This is a genomic window from Pseudomonas sp. ASL3 (assembly GCF_056680425.1).
This window is the reverse complement of sequence record NZ_CM155281.1, coordinates 1,902,855-1,917,331: the sequence shown is the minus strand read 5'-3', so window position 1 is coordinate 1,917,331 and position 14,477 is coordinate 1,902,855. Positions and strand designations below refer to the sequence as shown.

General features: G+C 55.8%; 12 protein-coding genes and 2 pseudogenes. 8 read left to right on the top strand and 6 right to left on the bottom strand.

Annotated features, from left to right (window positions below):
• Positions 1 to 14: 14 nt before the first annotated feature.
• From AC1MEE_RS08705 to AC1MEE_RS08690, 4 genes are read left to right on the top strand one after another with little or no spacing between them, the layout of a single operon-like run.
• The gene (locus tag AC1MEE_RS08705; protein WP_480414927.1) at positions 15 to 971 is read left to right on the top strand and encodes a TIGR03756 family integrating conjugative element protein; all 957 of its coding nucleotides are present in this window, start codon (positions 15 to 17) and stop codon (positions 969 to 971) included.
• Entirely contained in the window at positions 968 to 2,350 is a 1,383-nt protein-coding gene (locus AC1MEE_RS08700) for an integrating conjugative element protein (RefSeq protein ID WP_480414926.1), read from the top strand. Before AC1MEE_RS08705 ends, AC1MEE_RS08700 begins: the two co-directional genes overlap by 4 nt.
• Positions 2,351 to 2,353: 3 nt before the next feature.
• Complete coding sequence (locus AC1MEE_RS08695; protein WP_480414925.1) at positions 2,354 to 2,662, top strand: hypothetical protein; 309 nt, start codon at positions 2,354 to 2,356, stop codon at positions 2,660 to 2,662.
• A 10-nt stretch (positions 2,663 to 2,672) separates the two neighbouring features.
• Positions 2,673 to 4,211 (top strand): conjugal transfer protein TraG N-terminal domain-containing protein, encoded by a 1,539-nt coding sequence (locus tag AC1MEE_RS08690; protein WP_480414924.1) that lies wholly within the window; start codon positions 2,673 to 2,675, stop codon positions 4,209 to 4,211.
• Here AC1MEE_RS08690 and AC1MEE_RS08685 read toward each other — a convergent pair.
• On the bottom strand, positions 4,204 to 4,611 hold the full coding sequence (locus AC1MEE_RS08685; protein WP_480414923.1) for a DUF3742 family protein: 408 nt from the start codon (positions 4,609 to 4,611) through the stop codon (positions 4,204 to 4,206). The two genes, AC1MEE_RS08690 and AC1MEE_RS08685, sit on opposite strands and share 8 nt — an antisense overlap.
• A gap of 455 nt (positions 4,612 to 5,066) precedes the next feature.
• On the opposite strand from AC1MEE_RS08685, the gene AC1MEE_RS08680 reads away from it, so the two are divergent.
• The gene (locus AC1MEE_RS08680; RefSeq protein ID WP_480414922.1) at positions 5,067 to 5,396 is read left to right on the top strand and encodes a hypothetical protein; all 330 of its coding nucleotides are present in this window, start codon (positions 5,067 to 5,069) and stop codon (positions 5,394 to 5,396) included.
• A 131-nt stretch (positions 5,397 to 5,527) separates the two neighbouring features.
• On the top strand, positions 5,528 to 6,490 hold the full coding sequence (locus AC1MEE_RS08675; protein WP_480414921.1) for an ArdC family protein: 963 nt from the start codon (positions 5,528 to 5,530) through the stop codon (positions 6,488 to 6,490).
• A gap of 132 nt (positions 6,491 to 6,622) precedes the next feature.
• On the opposite strand, the gene AC1MEE_RS08670 is transcribed toward AC1MEE_RS08675, so the two are convergent.
• Positions 6,623 to 6,820, bottom strand: coding sequence for a DUF7740 domain-containing protein (locus tag AC1MEE_RS08670; protein WP_007901093.1), 198 nt, complete (start codon positions 6,818 to 6,820; stop codon positions 6,623 to 6,625).
• A 221-nt stretch (positions 6,821 to 7,041) separates the two neighbouring features.
• Here AC1MEE_RS08670 and mobH point away from each other — a divergent pair, with 221 nt between their 5' ends.
• Entirely contained in the window at positions 7,042 to 8,772 is a 1,731-nt protein-coding gene (gene mobH, locus AC1MEE_RS08665; RefSeq protein ID WP_480414920.1) for a MobH family relaxase, read from the top strand.
• 183 nt (positions 8,773 to 8,955) lie between these two features.
• Positions 8,956 to 9,318, top strand: a pseudogene (locus tag AC1MEE_RS08660) (DUF4113 domain-containing protein); the annotation flags it as partial.
• Positions 9,319 to 9,511: 193 nt separating this feature from the next.
• Here AC1MEE_RS08660 and AC1MEE_RS08655 read toward each other — a convergent pair.
• The 4 genes and pseudogenes from AC1MEE_RS08655 to AC1MEE_RS08640 all read right to left on the bottom strand — a co-directional run.
• Positions 9,512 to 11,518 (bottom strand): DUF3732 domain-containing protein, encoded by a 2,007-nt coding sequence (locus AC1MEE_RS08655; protein WP_480414919.1) that lies wholly within the window; start codon positions 11,516 to 11,518, stop codon positions 9,512 to 9,514.
• Positions 11,515 to 11,976 carry a three component ABC system middle component gene (locus AC1MEE_RS08650; protein WP_480414918.1) on the bottom strand — a complete coding sequence of 154 codons (462 nt, stop codon included), beginning with the start codon at positions 11,974 to 11,976 and terminating at the stop codon, positions 11,515 to 11,517. The genes AC1MEE_RS08655 and AC1MEE_RS08650 overlap by 4 nt, the downstream gene beginning before the upstream one ends.
• The gene (locus AC1MEE_RS08645) at positions 11,969 to 13,195 is read right to left on the bottom strand and encodes a hypothetical protein (RefSeq protein ID WP_480414917.1); all 1,227 of its coding nucleotides are present in this window, start codon (positions 13,193 to 13,195) and stop codon (positions 11,969 to 11,971) included. Before AC1MEE_RS08645 ends, AC1MEE_RS08650 begins: the two co-directional genes overlap by 8 nt.
• 585 nt (positions 13,196 to 13,780) lie before the next feature.
• Positions 13,781 to 14,185: pseudogene (locus tag AC1MEE_RS08640) on the bottom strand (tyrosine-type recombinase/integrase); the annotation flags it as partial.
• Positions 14,186 to 14,477: the final 292 nt, after the last annotated feature.

Genomic DNA, 14,477 nt, shown 5'->3' with positions numbered 1-14,477 from the left:
CGAGAGCCTGGATCATGCCTGTTGCCTGCTCGTCAATCCCGCCCGCAAAGCTACGGCCCTTGGCGCTGAGCATCCTGCTGGCGTGCGGCCCAAGCGTGGCGCTGGACACCGGCAGCATCACGTCCTCCGTGCTTTCTCCAAACTGCCTCGAATACAGGGTCGTCGGCATTTGTTTCTGGCTGCTCTGTACGCCCTTCGGTTGCAAAGTCAGAACCTCGACCAAGGTTCGTCATTTCATTCCTGAACTCGTGGTCTCTAGCTATGCCACCACCGGCAACAACCCCTGGACCGAGATGGCCGCCCTCTCCTCTCCCATCAACGGCGCGGAGGGGGGCGGCAACCTGATCACGCCGAACACCCGCCGCGACAACCTGCCCCACTTCAAGAACGTTGATGGCATCGGTCATCCAGGTGGCTGGGCCGCAACGCAACTGGCCTCTCAATCCGGCTATGCCTGCGCCAGCGGCGCAATTGCGCTCATGCCCTACTACCTGAGCATCTTGGATTCACTGGCCTGGCGTCATGGCATCCCGGAAAGTTTCTACCCCGAATCCCTCATGCCGGGGATCCGTGAAATCGGTAGTCAGGCTTCCGGAAACATGTGGGGCAACGTCTACCCCCGTCAGGGTTTTCTGGTACAGCCCGATGACTTCAAAGCCGCTGCGGTGATGGCGCAACGGGCCGGCGACGTGATTACCCGTAACTGGCAGCCGCATGTGTACTTACCGCTCACGCCCGCCAAACGCGACGGCTACTGGCCGCCTGGCCCGATTGTTGAAAACGATGCCTCGACCCACAAATGGCAATTGCTCTACCCCCAGGTTCAGCCCACTTGCGCCGTCTTCCCCAGCGATGCAGTGCAAAGCACCGATGGCGGCTACGCCTGGTCACTGTGGCGCCCCTATAGCTGCTGCAAACGTGAAGGACAGACCTTCCTGTTCAGCATCGACTTCGAACGAGGTACGTCATGAGTCGGTTCCTCACGCGATCATGGTTCGGCGTGATGAGTCTGTTGCTCTGCGGACTGTTCGCCATTGCCACGTATGCCCACGCCGCCGAGGACAATTACCGTCTGGGCACCCAAGGCGACGTACTCGATGATCGGGTGATGTACACCATCGGCGGCGGTTCGGCAGTGGGCTCACCGAGCTCGCTCTACCGACCCAGCGGTCTCGGCGTCGGTGGGTCATGGCGAGCGAACATGATGTGCGGAAACATGAGTCTCACCAATACGCTACAGAACCAACTGAACGGCGTCACCGAAGGTTTCCAGCAGATCATGGGCAGCATCGTGCAAAACGCAACCCAGGCCGTGATGTCGCTACCGGCGTTGATCATCCAGCGCGCCAACCCCGGCCTCTATGAGTTGCTCAGTAACGGGGTGATGCAAGGCCGTATCGACTTCGACCGTTCCAAGCTGACCTGCCAAGCCATGGCCGATAAAATGGCGGACAAGGTCGGCCAAGCCGGCTGGGGGGCGCTGGCCAAGAACCAGGAGATGCAGGGCAATCTGGAGCAAACCGGCGGTGATGCGGTGGCTGCGGTGAAAAACACCGAGGCCCATAACGGCAATAAGGGGATGGCCTGGGTCGGCGGGCAGAACGCTGGAGGTAACGGACAAACACCTATCCGGGTGACCTCAGATGTAGTGCGAGCAGGCTACAACCTGCTGCATAACCGTACGGTGGATGACAGTGCCTCGATCAGTAGCAACGACTGCCTGGGTGGGGCTATTTGCCAGACTTGGGCCTCGCCCCAAGATGAATCAGAATGGGCCGTCCGCGTGTTGGGCGAGACCGAAGTCGCGACCTGCGACACCTGCGAAACCCTGCGTGCTACCGCCGGCAGCGGATTGACGCCACTGATCCAGGAGGCCTACAGCGAGCGGTTGAAAGCCTTGCAAGGGTTGCTGTCTGGCTCACTACAGCCTACCCGTGACAACCTGTCAAAAGCCTCCAGCCCGATGCTGCCGGTAACCCGTGGCGTAGTCGAAGCCCTGCGCGACGATCCTGATCAGGATCTGTTGGCGCGGCGCCTGGCCAGTGAGACGGCCTTGTCCAGTGTGCTCGACAAAGCGCTGCTGCTACTGCGCACGCTGCTGGCGGGCAGTCACGAACCAAACATCGCCTCCGCCGAGCCGGCCCAGACCGCCTTGACGAAAAACATCGATACCCTGGAGCGCGAAATACGCCTGCTGCAGACCGAACTGCAGGTCCGGCAGATGCTGGCCACCAATACCGCCAGCCTAGTGCTCGATCGGCATGCCGGTGGTGCCGATGCTTCGCGAACCGTCGAGCAAGGCGACCCCGAGCCCGGTCGACTCAATGACGCTGACGCCAGGCGCAAGTGATCCATGAAACGCTCACCGCTATTCACTCTGCTTTCAGGTCTGGGGATTGCCGCGGTGACGATCCTGACCGCCGCACTGGTCGCCTGGATCGGCCGAACTGCGCTGGGTAGTTTCGAGGTCTGGCAGCAGGCATTCGAATCCGCACGACCTTATCTGCGGTGGTGGCGCGCCCTGCTCTACGCCGCCCTCTTTGCGCTCTGGTGGGATCTGCTTCGGCGCTACCGACATCGACCACAGGATCGACTGCGCGTGAAACGCATCGGAGCATTAGGGCTCGTGCTCTTTACCTGCGTCGAACTCACCCGACTGTGAGGTCACCACCATGCTCATGAGCACAAACAGCTACCTGGAGTTTTACCTCTCTCTGCTGGCCTGGATCATCAACAACGGCCTCTGGAGTGTCCTGTCCGACACCGGGCTATTCGCCGCGCCCTTTGGTGCAATCATCTTGCAGGAATGGTTGTCTGCCCGTCAGCAAGGCGCGGATGAAGGCAACAAGGGACTGCTCTCGGTGCCGCGGATCGAGAACCGGTTGTGGCTGGCCTACATCGTCGTGTTGTTCGGTTGCGCGCCTGTGTTTCCGTTGAGCCTCTCGTCAATGACGTTCGATGATGCGGCGAGTCAGCGCTGCGGCGTGAGTGTGGCCAAACCGACGGAAACCGCCTGGGGGACGACCTTCAATACTATCGGCGAACGCTCTGCCAACGTGCCTATCTGGTGGTTCCTGGTGCATGCCTTGAGCAAAGGTGTGACCGCGGCGGCGACCGCCTCCATCCCCTGCGCACCGGATATCCGGCAGATGCGCATGGAGATCGACAGTTCGCGCATCGACAGCCAGGTACTGCTGCAGGAAGTCGCCGACTTCACTCGCGACTGCTATGGCTATTCCCGTTCTCGGCTGTTCACCAACCGCCCGCAGTTAGACAAAGCACAAAGTCACGACGCAGCCTGGATTGGCTCAAGCTATTTTCTCGACACGCCCGGCTACTACGATACGGATCGTTCACGCACACCGCGAGTCAGTTGGCCCTATGACGACAGTCGCGATGTGTCCTTGCCGCGGCTGGAGAATGGCGCGGGCTACCCCACCTGCAAACAGTGGTGGAGCGATAGCGGTGTCGGATTGCGCGAACGCTTGATCGAGCAGGTTGATCCCACGCTGCTGACTCAGCTGAAAGGTTGGTTAACTGGCCGTTCGAGCAACGAGATCGAGGATGCCACCCTGCGCGAACTGGTCAGTCCGCGCCAGCAATCGAGGTCGATGTCGCCCGGACAGGTGTATCAGGACTATGGCTCCAGTGCCCGCGGCGGTTCGATCAATCAGGGGCTCAACAACCTGGCCACCAACACCGGATTGGCCCTGGGTTCCTTCAGCAACTTTCCGGCAATGAATGCACTACGCGCCGCCCTACCGATGGTGCAGGCATTCCTGATCATGGGCATCATCATCAGCTTGCCGCTGATCCTGCTGGTCAGTACGTATCAGCTGAAGACCGTCATGACCGTGACGTTCGCGCTGTTCACGCTGCACATGTTGAGCTTCTGGTGGGAGTTAGCACGCTGGGTCGACTCCAGCATGCTCGACACCTTGTATAACCAGGTTTCGGAGTCCAATCAGGTGCTGTTATCGCTGCCCACATCCGGGTTTATGGATGGAACCGTCACGGCGCAGGTGATCGAGTATGTGATGGGGGCGATGTTCTTGGTGCTGCCTGGACTGTTTTTGGTCGCCATGAGCTGGGCTGGCTACTCAATCGGCAACAGCCTTGAGGGGATGTTAGGAGGTGCAAGCAAAGCCGCGCATGGAGCAGCGGGCAATGGAACAGATCAGTTGATGGGTGCTACGAGGAAAATCATCTGACGTCATCAGATGATTTGAAATGACCTATGTAGTGGCCATTGTCATCGTAGTTGCCAAGATAGGAGTTAGCACCAAGATAGTCTGGACCTGGTTCATCCCCTTCAAGATCCGAGTCAATGACAGCCTTGGACTGCAGAAGAGCAATCACAGCGATCATCACCACAACAGAAGCGACCAGCCAGAAACCGATAAAGAGCAACCCTCCAACCAACGCCAACTTGGCAGTCAGAAAACTCCCGCGAACAAGTAATTTACCTGCGGGCATACCTGCCGTCACCGCACGCTCAGCCACGCGGGACTCAATCGTTTTCAACTTACGGTAACCACGCTTAACCGACATACCGCAGGCGTACGCCCAGCGGTGGGCACGTGAATTCTGAACAGGTTGCTGAGTCGGCATGGTCTCGCCCTCTTCTGAGCGTTTTCATGATTGAAACAGGAGTAACAGCCTACTACTGAAAACCATCCATGCCTGACCGTTTATCAGTTTGACCAGCCGAAAAATCTTCACTGGAAGACAGAAGACAAGCTCCGTGAAATAGCTTCTCTGAAGTGATTGACCCAGATAAATCGTCCGGCTAAATACAAGGCACGGATCGCTATTATCGACAGCACCCTGCCCAGATAGTCAGGACCTTCAAGACTACGTCACTTCGGTGATGGTTCTCCCCAAGTGCGATTAGCGTTCGGTGGCTCGCACGGTGACCGTTTCTACGGTGATGAACGCCTACTGCTCTCCTGAGCGCCTTTCGAGCTCTGCTCGCCGGGCAAACCTTCTTGCTTTTCTGCAACCCACCGCGGGGAAACTCTTTCCCCCACGGGACAGGTTTCTTCGCGTTTCAACGGAGACATACCATGCCCGACTCACTTACGCCGGAAACACTGAACACCCTCCGGTGGCCCATTGTGTTCACTCCTGGCGCGTGGCAATGCGCAGTACTGCTCGAGCGTTCAGGTCATCCTGAGAAGCTGCAGGTCGATCGGCTGAGCCACGTATTGCGCGCAGCTTTCGAGGCTCACCTGGCCTATCCACACGAGCCCTATGTGGTGTTCGAGGTAGCCCACATCGCGCCAATGGGTCATCCACACCATGACCCGCTGCTACAACTGAGCCTCAGTCTGCTCCAAGAGCCGGACCAGCCTGACGCCTTGCTGATAGCGCTTGCAGGAGAACACCTGCTCTAAGTGCAATTGGCGGAGCCCACCTCCACATTTGGACAGCATGCAAGACCTGCATCAATCCAACCCATCACCCAACCGGGGAACCCTCCCCCGACGGGCAAGGCGTTCCTCCGTTTTCTATTGAGGAAAATGCCATGCGCGATATCTACCAAGACGTGACTGACAAGATCGTTACTGCTTTAAACCAAGGCGTTACCCTCTGGATCAAACCCTGGTCCTCAAGTGGCTCAGCTTACGTCGGTCATCATCAACCCTTCCCCATCAACGCAATCACGCGTCGTCCCTATTCGGGGATCAATTTACCGTTGCTCTGGGCCGAGGCCAGGTTGCAGGGATTCCCTCAAGATCGTTGGCTGACCTTCAACCAAGCCAAAAAAGCCGGCGGGCACATCCGTAAGGGTGAGCACAGCACCCTGGCGGTGCTCTACAAGCCGATGGAGCGCGAGGAACAGACCGAGTCAGGCCAACCCGTACTCGATGAAAACGGTCAGCCCAAGGTCGCTCACTTCGGCATTCTCAGGACGCATTTTCTGTTCAACATCGAGCAAACGGAGGGGCTCGAAATGCTCAATGAAACCCTGCTCGAGACGGAACCGAGTGATCCCTTCCAGGCCAACAGCGCTGCGGAAAATCTGCTGTTAAGTTCGGGTGCACACATCGTTCATCGATCTGCCGACGAAGCCTGTTACCACCCGATCAGGGATCTCATCCAACTGCCGACAAAAGCGCAATTTCACGATGAAGGTGGGTACTACGCTACCGCACTGCACGAGCTGACGCACTGGACCGGGCATCACGCTCGGTTGCAGCGCGAAGGTGTGACGTCCGCCTGTCCGTTCGGCTCGCCAGGCTACGCGTTTGAGGAGTTGATCGCCGAAATGGGCGCAGCTTTTTTATGTGCCTACGCCGGTATACAGGGAGAGTTGCGGCACGAGGGCTACATCGACTCCTGGCTCGGCCTGCTCAAGGCTGACAAACGCGCAATCTTTCGTGCCAGTGGCCACGCCCGAAGAGCTTTGGAGTATGTACTAAACCTGGAGCAGCAACTGGGGCAAGAAGTCTTGGATGACTCGCTGTGCATGATCGATGGAGCTTAATCGTTACCTCACCGCTGCAATCGCTTCACAGGGCCCAACGCGAGTTGAGCCCTTTTTTCTGTACCTAGAAAAATCCCCATGCCGCAGGGCTCTGACGCAAAGAATCAGGGATGGGCACACACCCGCAGCCTGTCATTCCGCATCCAGGTTCTGCGCCAGAAAATCCACCAACTCGAGCGGACTTCGGCTGTCGATCACCTTGTAGATCAGATCGCGTTTACTGCGCGGCAACTTCTTGACCACGCTCTTCGCCGAGGCCCGGACGGCTTCGTCGGTCCCATGGATACGTGCCGCGAGCAGCAGCACGAGCGTGGCGTCAGTGAGGTTCATGGTAAGGCCCAAAAAATATGCACCGCAGTGTACCGACTCTTGTCTTTGCCGTACTAGCCCCAACAAAACGATGCCTAGCAGTATCCATATTCCGATTGCCGCGCAAAGGGACACGAGCCAAAAGGACGGGTAAGGGTTGGAAGGGAATGGGCACTCAAGGGTAAGAGCTCTATCCGAAAAGGCTAAAAGGCCACTGACCCAGCGACTTCCCGGAGGTCACGATGCTCAGCCTGTTTCGCCATAAAAGGCAGAAGCCCCCTCCGCCACCGACCGTGAGCGTCGCCGAAGGTTACCTGCCCATCGAGTCGGCCCACAGCTTGTTAGCGGCGGAGCACCGCCGTCAGTTGCTCGATCGGATTTGGCAGTACACCGCCCTCTCCCACGTCCAATTCACTCAGCTCTACTTAAATCCGATCCATCGCTATGCCGAACAGGTCCAGCAACTCCCGGCCAGCGAGACACACCACCATGCGTATCTCGGCGGCATGCTCGACCATGGCCTGGAGCTGGTCGCTTGCAGTTTGAAACTGCGTCAGTCGTATCTGCTGCCCACCGGCGCCGCGCCCGAAGACCAAGCCGCCCAAACCGATGCCTGGTCGGCTGGCATCGCCTATGGCGCCCTGCTGCATGACATCGGCAAGATCGCCGTGGACCTGCTGGTCGAACGCCAGGATGGTAGTCCTTGGCACCCCTGGCAGGGGGCACTGGATCAGCCCTACCGTTTTCGTTACATCAAGGGTCGCGACTATCACTTGCATGGCGCCGCAACCGGCTTGCTCTACACCCAGATTCTCGACCGCACGATCCTGGACTGGCTCAGTGGCTTTACGCCGCTGTGGGCCAGCCTGCTGTATGTCCTGGCCGGTCAGTACGAACGTGCTGGCGTGCTCGGTGAGTTGGTGATGCAGGCCGACCGCGTCTCCACCGCGCAAAACATCGGTGGCAACCCAAGCAAGGCGCTGCAAGCGCCGATTCATTCGCCGCAACATCACTTGATCAGCGGACTGCGTCATCTGGTTCAGCACGAGCTGAAACTCAACCAGCCGGGTGCCGCGGGTTGGCTGACTCAAGACGCCTTGTGGCTAGTCAGCAAAGTGGTCACGGACAAGCTGCGAGCCTACCTGCTGTCGCAATCGATTGAGGGCATTCCCTCCTCCAACATCGCCGTGTTCGACGAGCTGCAATCGCATGGGCTGGTCGAGTCCACGCCAGAAGGCAAAGCCATCTGGACTGCGCTTGTCGCACAGGGAGACTGGCAGCAGACCTTTACCTTTCTGCGACTACAACCGGCTTTGATTTGGGGGAGCGAAGAGCGCCCCGAAGCTTTCAGCGGAACGGTGAGCATTGCAGTCGATGACCACTCGACTGACGCTCTGTTATCACCACCAGCGCCCGAGACAGTCAGTACAGGACCGCGTCAAAGCCAATCGCAACCAGATCCCATGGCGATAGAGGATGCCGACCACCTCGGCACGCTGCTGGATATGTTCGAGTTAGAGAAGCCTGAGGCCAGCGATGCACCGTCAGAAAGCGCTCTTGATACCTCAACCCTCCCTTCGGATAACCCTGGCCAGGCATTTCTGAATTGGGTCAAGGAAGGCATCCTGAGCCACAAGCTGATCTTCAATGACAGCAAGGCCAAAATCCACACGGTGAGTGGCAGCGTATTTCTGGTCACGCCTGGTCTCTTCCAACGTTATGTCCAAGAGTTTCCGGGCATTGCCAATGGTGCCGAACAAGAGATTGAAGAATGGCGTTGGGTGCAGAAGCAGTTTGAGAAACTGAAGGTCCACAGGAAGCGCGATGATGGATTGAATATCTGGACTAGCCAGGTCGAAGGTCCTCGAAATAAAGCAAGACTCAAAGGCTATTTACTAAAAGAACCAGCACTATTGTTCGAAACTGTTCCTGTGCCCTCCGACAATCCTTTTCTTAAAATCGAAAATACTTAAATTCTATAGCATCCCACTTCGATGATTGAGTAGCCAGTCCGTCGACGGGAAGCCCGCTTCAATTACTGGTAGACACCTTCGTGGATGCCGGCGCGGCTCATCTGGCGGTTTTAGATGGAGGACACTACGCTTTCCCCATCACCTGTGGCGGATGCAGCGGATATGAGGTCGTAGTAAAGGTAGTATGCGAATAGGGTGGTCGTGGAACTGCCGTCTTCGACGGATGATGTGCGGTTGCTGACGCGGTATGCGGTGGAGGCCGTTGAACAGGTTTTTTGGGTGGGGTTTAACTACAGCAAGGCGGAGGTGCTGTTGCTGGGTCTTTGCCAGCCTGGGGAATATACGGATGATCTGTTTGCGGTGTCGCAGCCTGCGGAGGCGACGCGGGTGATGTCGGTGCTGGATCAGATTAATGGGCGCAGGGGGAAAGGCACGTCGCGTTCGGCTAGCGTGCCGGACAATCCAGTTTGGGGGATGCGGCGGGAGATGATGAGTCAGAGCTATGCGACCCGGCTGGATCAGTTGTGGAAGGTCTCTTGCACGTAACCTCATGTGTGGTGCGTTATCTCTGGGACTGTGTAGAAACACAGATTTGAACTGACAGTCAGGACCGGCAACCCTGTAACTATCAGATCAAGTCTGAGCTTCTACACTTTCGAACTCGCTTTCAGATCAGACAAAGCGGCAAGCTCTGGCTGCCGATGCGTCAGCGCCTGCTCCAACCTGCTGCGTTGAAAGGTCAATCGGCGATTAGACCTCTAGTTCTCCATCGGGCGCGGACAAACTTCTCAAAGACGTATCCATCATCAAGAGTCAGCCTGTCGGCGTGATCGCAAACAATTATCTGAGGCATCACACCTGTTTGCTCAAGTGTCTCATCGCAGAACCGGGCGAGTTCTGTGAACATTTCCGAGACCGCGTTCACATCGTCGTCAAGCGTCTTTTCGGTCTTCCTGTCCCCACGAAGGTCAGCAGCCTTAAAGTCTTCAGCATCATCAGTTGATGGGAAGTACACCTGCGTGGGCTGATCCAAGAACAGAATGGGCGGAATCTTGCACTTTGCGTCATGAGCTGCAAATTGATAATGCAGCGCCATGAATAGCGTCAAATGGGAATACAACCAGTTGGCACCGCTCCCCATCGAGCGCAGGAATATTTTCTTGGGGAATCCACCGTCACCAGGCTTCTCATGCCAGAGATCAAATGTATCGATATCGAATTTCAAAGAACCTGTCCTATAGGTTTCCTCGAAATCAAACCTGCTCCCAAACAGCTTCATTTTCTTGTTGATGTCGTTTTTGAGGGCCCATAGTTTTGGCTCGACGTCGAACTTGGCCATCAGCCGTTCGAGCTCCTCAACCCGTTTCTGCCAGTGCTCCACCATTCCGGCCATCTGGGAAGGCGGCTGCTCGACACAACGTTCAATCGCCAGCTCCAATTTGAGCTTTGCCTTCTGAGCCGAGGCGTCGACGGATTTGGACTTATCCAGCCGATCGGCTTCCTCATCCAATGGTTTCAGGGCCTTCTGGACGACATCCAACTGCTGACGTAGCTCCTTGATTTTACCGTCCACCACCCGGCGCTCTTCACCAAACCCTTCGCGCGCGTATGTGGAAAGCTTCAGTTCATCATTCAACCAGTGGATGGCGGCAGAGAGCTTATTTGCCTCATCCTCGGCCACTTCGGATTGAGAGGCGCAGACAGGGCACACGGTCTCCTCCAGACTGGCAGCCTTAGGGATAGTAAGTGAAGTCAATGACTCCCCAAAACCCGATGCCTGCTCCGTGGACACCTTCAATAGATAACGCTTGTTCAAGGCTTTCTGGATGCGAGCCATGAGTTCGGCTTTCTTGACCTGGAGCTCCGCCCGTTTGGTTTCAAACGCACTTGACAGCCCATCCACCCTAACAGCTATCCCGGTCAGATGAGTCAGCGCCGCCTTTGGTTTACGCCAAATGTCATCAGGCGTCAGATCCGTTAATTTCTGACCAGCCAATGCCTCGTATTCGGCAAGGAAGCTGGCGAACTCTGCGAGGAAATCTGCTTTTATTTTGTCCTGCTTAGGTACCTGGGCAAGCGCCCTTTTCAACTCGTAGGAAGCTTCCGTGTGCTCCTTGGCGAGGTCGAAATAGTCCTCTCCGACGATTCCCATGAATATCTTAAAATGCTCGATCGCCTGATCACGCTTACGCTTTTCCTCAAATCGATAGAAAATCGCATGCTTGTTCGCCACCAGGTTTTGATGCTGCAGCATCAAGGACGAGAAGCTGCGAACTGAAGGGGTGGCGCTTTTTTTGCCGGTGATTTCTTTCAGCAACGGGTCAACGTCGATGTTTTCGAGGGTGACCTGGAAATACCGGCCCAGACTCTTGAGAAACTCATCACGGTGCTGGAAAAACGACGGGGAAAAAAACTCGCCTGCGTCCTCTATAAGCGTATGCACATCGTCAATAGCAGGCCCAGAGATTTCGCGAATGAAACAACGCTTCGTCCCTAAGAGGCGTCCAATGACTACCACAAGGGTCTGAAACCGGAGGGCCGTAAAAAAAAGCTTGGCCCGCTCGGTGATTACCCCTTCAGGTATCGTATCTTCGGAGCTGCCCATGCAGAAATCGAAGATATCAAGAATGGCACTCTTACCCTTGGAAGACTTCCCGGTAATGATATTCAGACCCGGTTCAAAAGGTACAGAATGAACCACGTCATTCTGGTCAACCACACCGATATATCTTACATAGCACTTCATAACGACTTGAGCCCTAACATCCTGTAAATAGAGACGGCGCTTTCGTCGGAAAACACCATTGCCAATTTCTTGCTATATCGCAGCAAATTTTTGTCAGCGTTCCCCGAGCGAAGCTTGTTGATTGAAAGCACCGACATTTCTGGTGTGATTTCTAGGCTCTTCTCGGCTGTCAGTATCAGCAACGCAGCATTGGTGATGGGTTTGAATTCTTGAACGCGCAGTGCTAAACCAAGCAGCCTGCCAGTCTCGGAAGTCATCGTCCTGACGGAGCTACTGCGCTTGGCAAGGTGCAGAAATGACTGCATCGGTTTGTAGGTTACCAATGGGAGTATCAGGTAGCTCAGCAGGATGTCCTTTTCCTGAGACTCCCACTCATCGTAAAAGCTCTGAATTACAGGCGCCAAAGCAAACGGTGTCCTGTGCAACGTGTAGAGGTGATCCGAGGCCAAATTACTCATTCCATAGCCTCCAGTGAAACTCCTCATCCTTATCACCAGACACATCATCGGCAAGCATGTGGTAGATACCGTTGCGAAACTCGGTCATCGTGCTTTCCAGGCCACAGAACTGTTCGACATCCGTGGCATGCTGATCCAGATAAAACTTCATGGACTGAGTCTTGAGTTGCGTCGTGCAATAGATCCCAGAGCAGTCAAGCATCGCGCTTTCCCGACCATATAGATGACGCTCTAGATGGTTGTTGAGGTATCGATCAACATCGGTCTTGAATAGCTCGCCATCTGCATAGAGGTCAGAGATGGTCGTCTCAGCAACGAGCCGGTGCAGAGCTGCCCTCTTGAGTTGATGCTCTCCGCCAATTTCCACTATTTTTCTGGCAAACAGCTTGGGTTTGATCTGCTCGATATCGATCGACTTCTTGAGCGCCGCCACATCCACGGGGGGGAAGGTGGTCGGGTGCTTCATGTGGAGTTTGGTGAGTTCGGTCAATTTGTTGGTAAAAGCTTCATAGGTGACTTTCCACCCCTTCTGCACGAGTTCGGTGCTGCTCATGAAGCCCAGGAGGTCATCAATAAACCTTTGGCACTTTGAGGGGCGAATGATCTTGAGGTTGCTTGTCACGAACTTTTCGAGGCGCAGTTCCAGTGAATCCGCGCCCGTTGTTATCCGCATCCGCTCCAGGACATCCATCAGATCAGCGCGACGCTCGGTGGCCATTACATACTGCTGCAGAGACTGAGCCTTTGAGGGTTTCGCAGCGTCAGAATCATGATCTTTAGATGTAGGTTTCGCCGCTTTCTTCGCGGCCTGCGCGGCTGCGAAAATGGTCTCCAAAACCTCAATCCTCTCGGATGGGGATTTCTCATTCCATCCCTTCAGCAAGGTCTGGGCGCCAAATTCTTGGGTAGTGAGCAATATCAGGCTCTGGTAGGACGCTCGGTCAAAATTCTCATGTAGCCAGTTTTTCAGAGTATTCCAGAGGTTGGTGTGGCTATCCGTCAACTTGTCCGTGTACAGCTTGACCTCTGTCTGACTGACACCGGGGACAGTTACATCACCAAAGACCTCAAGCCAAAGGCACTGCCCTGGTTGCAAGGCATAACAGTAGTCAACTGCGACCAATAGCTGATATTGGAGTGCTTTGAAGAGGAGTGTGGCATCGAAAGGCAGCTGGGAATCACCAGCTGCCGCTGCCGGGGCAGGTTGCGTCATATCCATACACTTTCCACGTTATGGCTTCTTCCTTGACCACCGATCCGCCTGAATTTAAGGGCGCAGCCGTAACGGAGTCTGAGCCTCAAAGTCCGCCAGGAACCTATTTGGCGTTGGCGAAGGCAAGAGCCAGTTATACCAATGCTGTATATAGATACAGCAATAATCGCTTAATCAGCTATATAGTATCAGCTTGGAAATGGTGTGATTGCAAAAAGCTATCTCACTTCAATCAACGGTGGCAGGAGAAGAACCACCTGGTCGGTGCGTCGCTGATAAACTGGGCAGTCACTGGCTCTGAACACACTATCATTAACGTGCCATGATGGATCTGCTAGCAGCTGTGGACAAACTCAGCCATCCGGGTAGCACTGGAAGAACACATTCCCCCCGGCGCTCATAGATCCACGCACAGCCTGGATGGTTTCAAAAATTAATTCAGTCCATGGACGCAATAATGGCTATAGACCGTGATATCAGGGCCCAAACATGGTTGACGCAGTTCAGCCTCGGGGATCGCGCGCTTGCCAGTAAGCTTTTGGAGGCCATGGCGTTCGTCTCGCGTGATGACTTCGTCGACCATATGCGCGCGATGCTTAGCTGTTTCTCCAGATCGAACTGATCCGGCGTAGCGTAACGCAGCTCACCGGTTCGAACGCCCGTCAGCAGGAGCAGACGCAATCCCAGTGCCGTTTGAAGCTGACCACCGTAATTGCGGATCTTAGATAGCAACTCAGGCAGTTGCTCCATCAGCAAATAAGGGTGGTTTGCCACTGGTGGCTTGGGGTGCGCCACAACGTCGAGGTCCGATGCGGGATTCAGTTCCAGCCCTTCGACTTTCACCAGGGCATAGCTGAAGAGCTGGTTGAATCAGGTGCGGCATTTTTCAGCCATGGTGAAGGCTTGGCGTTGTTCGATGGTTCTGAGGATGCCCAGCAGGTCGTGACGGGTGATACCTTTAATGGGACGCTCACCCAGTGTGGGCAGGATGCCTTTTCAGATGGCCAGCAGCTCGCGGGTGGCTGCCCTCACTGCCCGATTAATTGCGACTGGCCCAGCTAGTAAACACGCGACGCAGTGGGTGCACCGAATAACCTGCACTGTCGACGCCGCCGCGTGAGCGTCCGCCCACAATACCTACGGCGCCATCCATGACGCGACCAATAGCTACGCCCTGGCGCTGATGCCGTTGGCGGCATTTTGCACATTGGCCGGAGTCATGGTTCTGGTGATTGGCCGCAAGCATCAGCGCTAACACCGATGCAGAGCTTGTCAACCTGCATGAAGC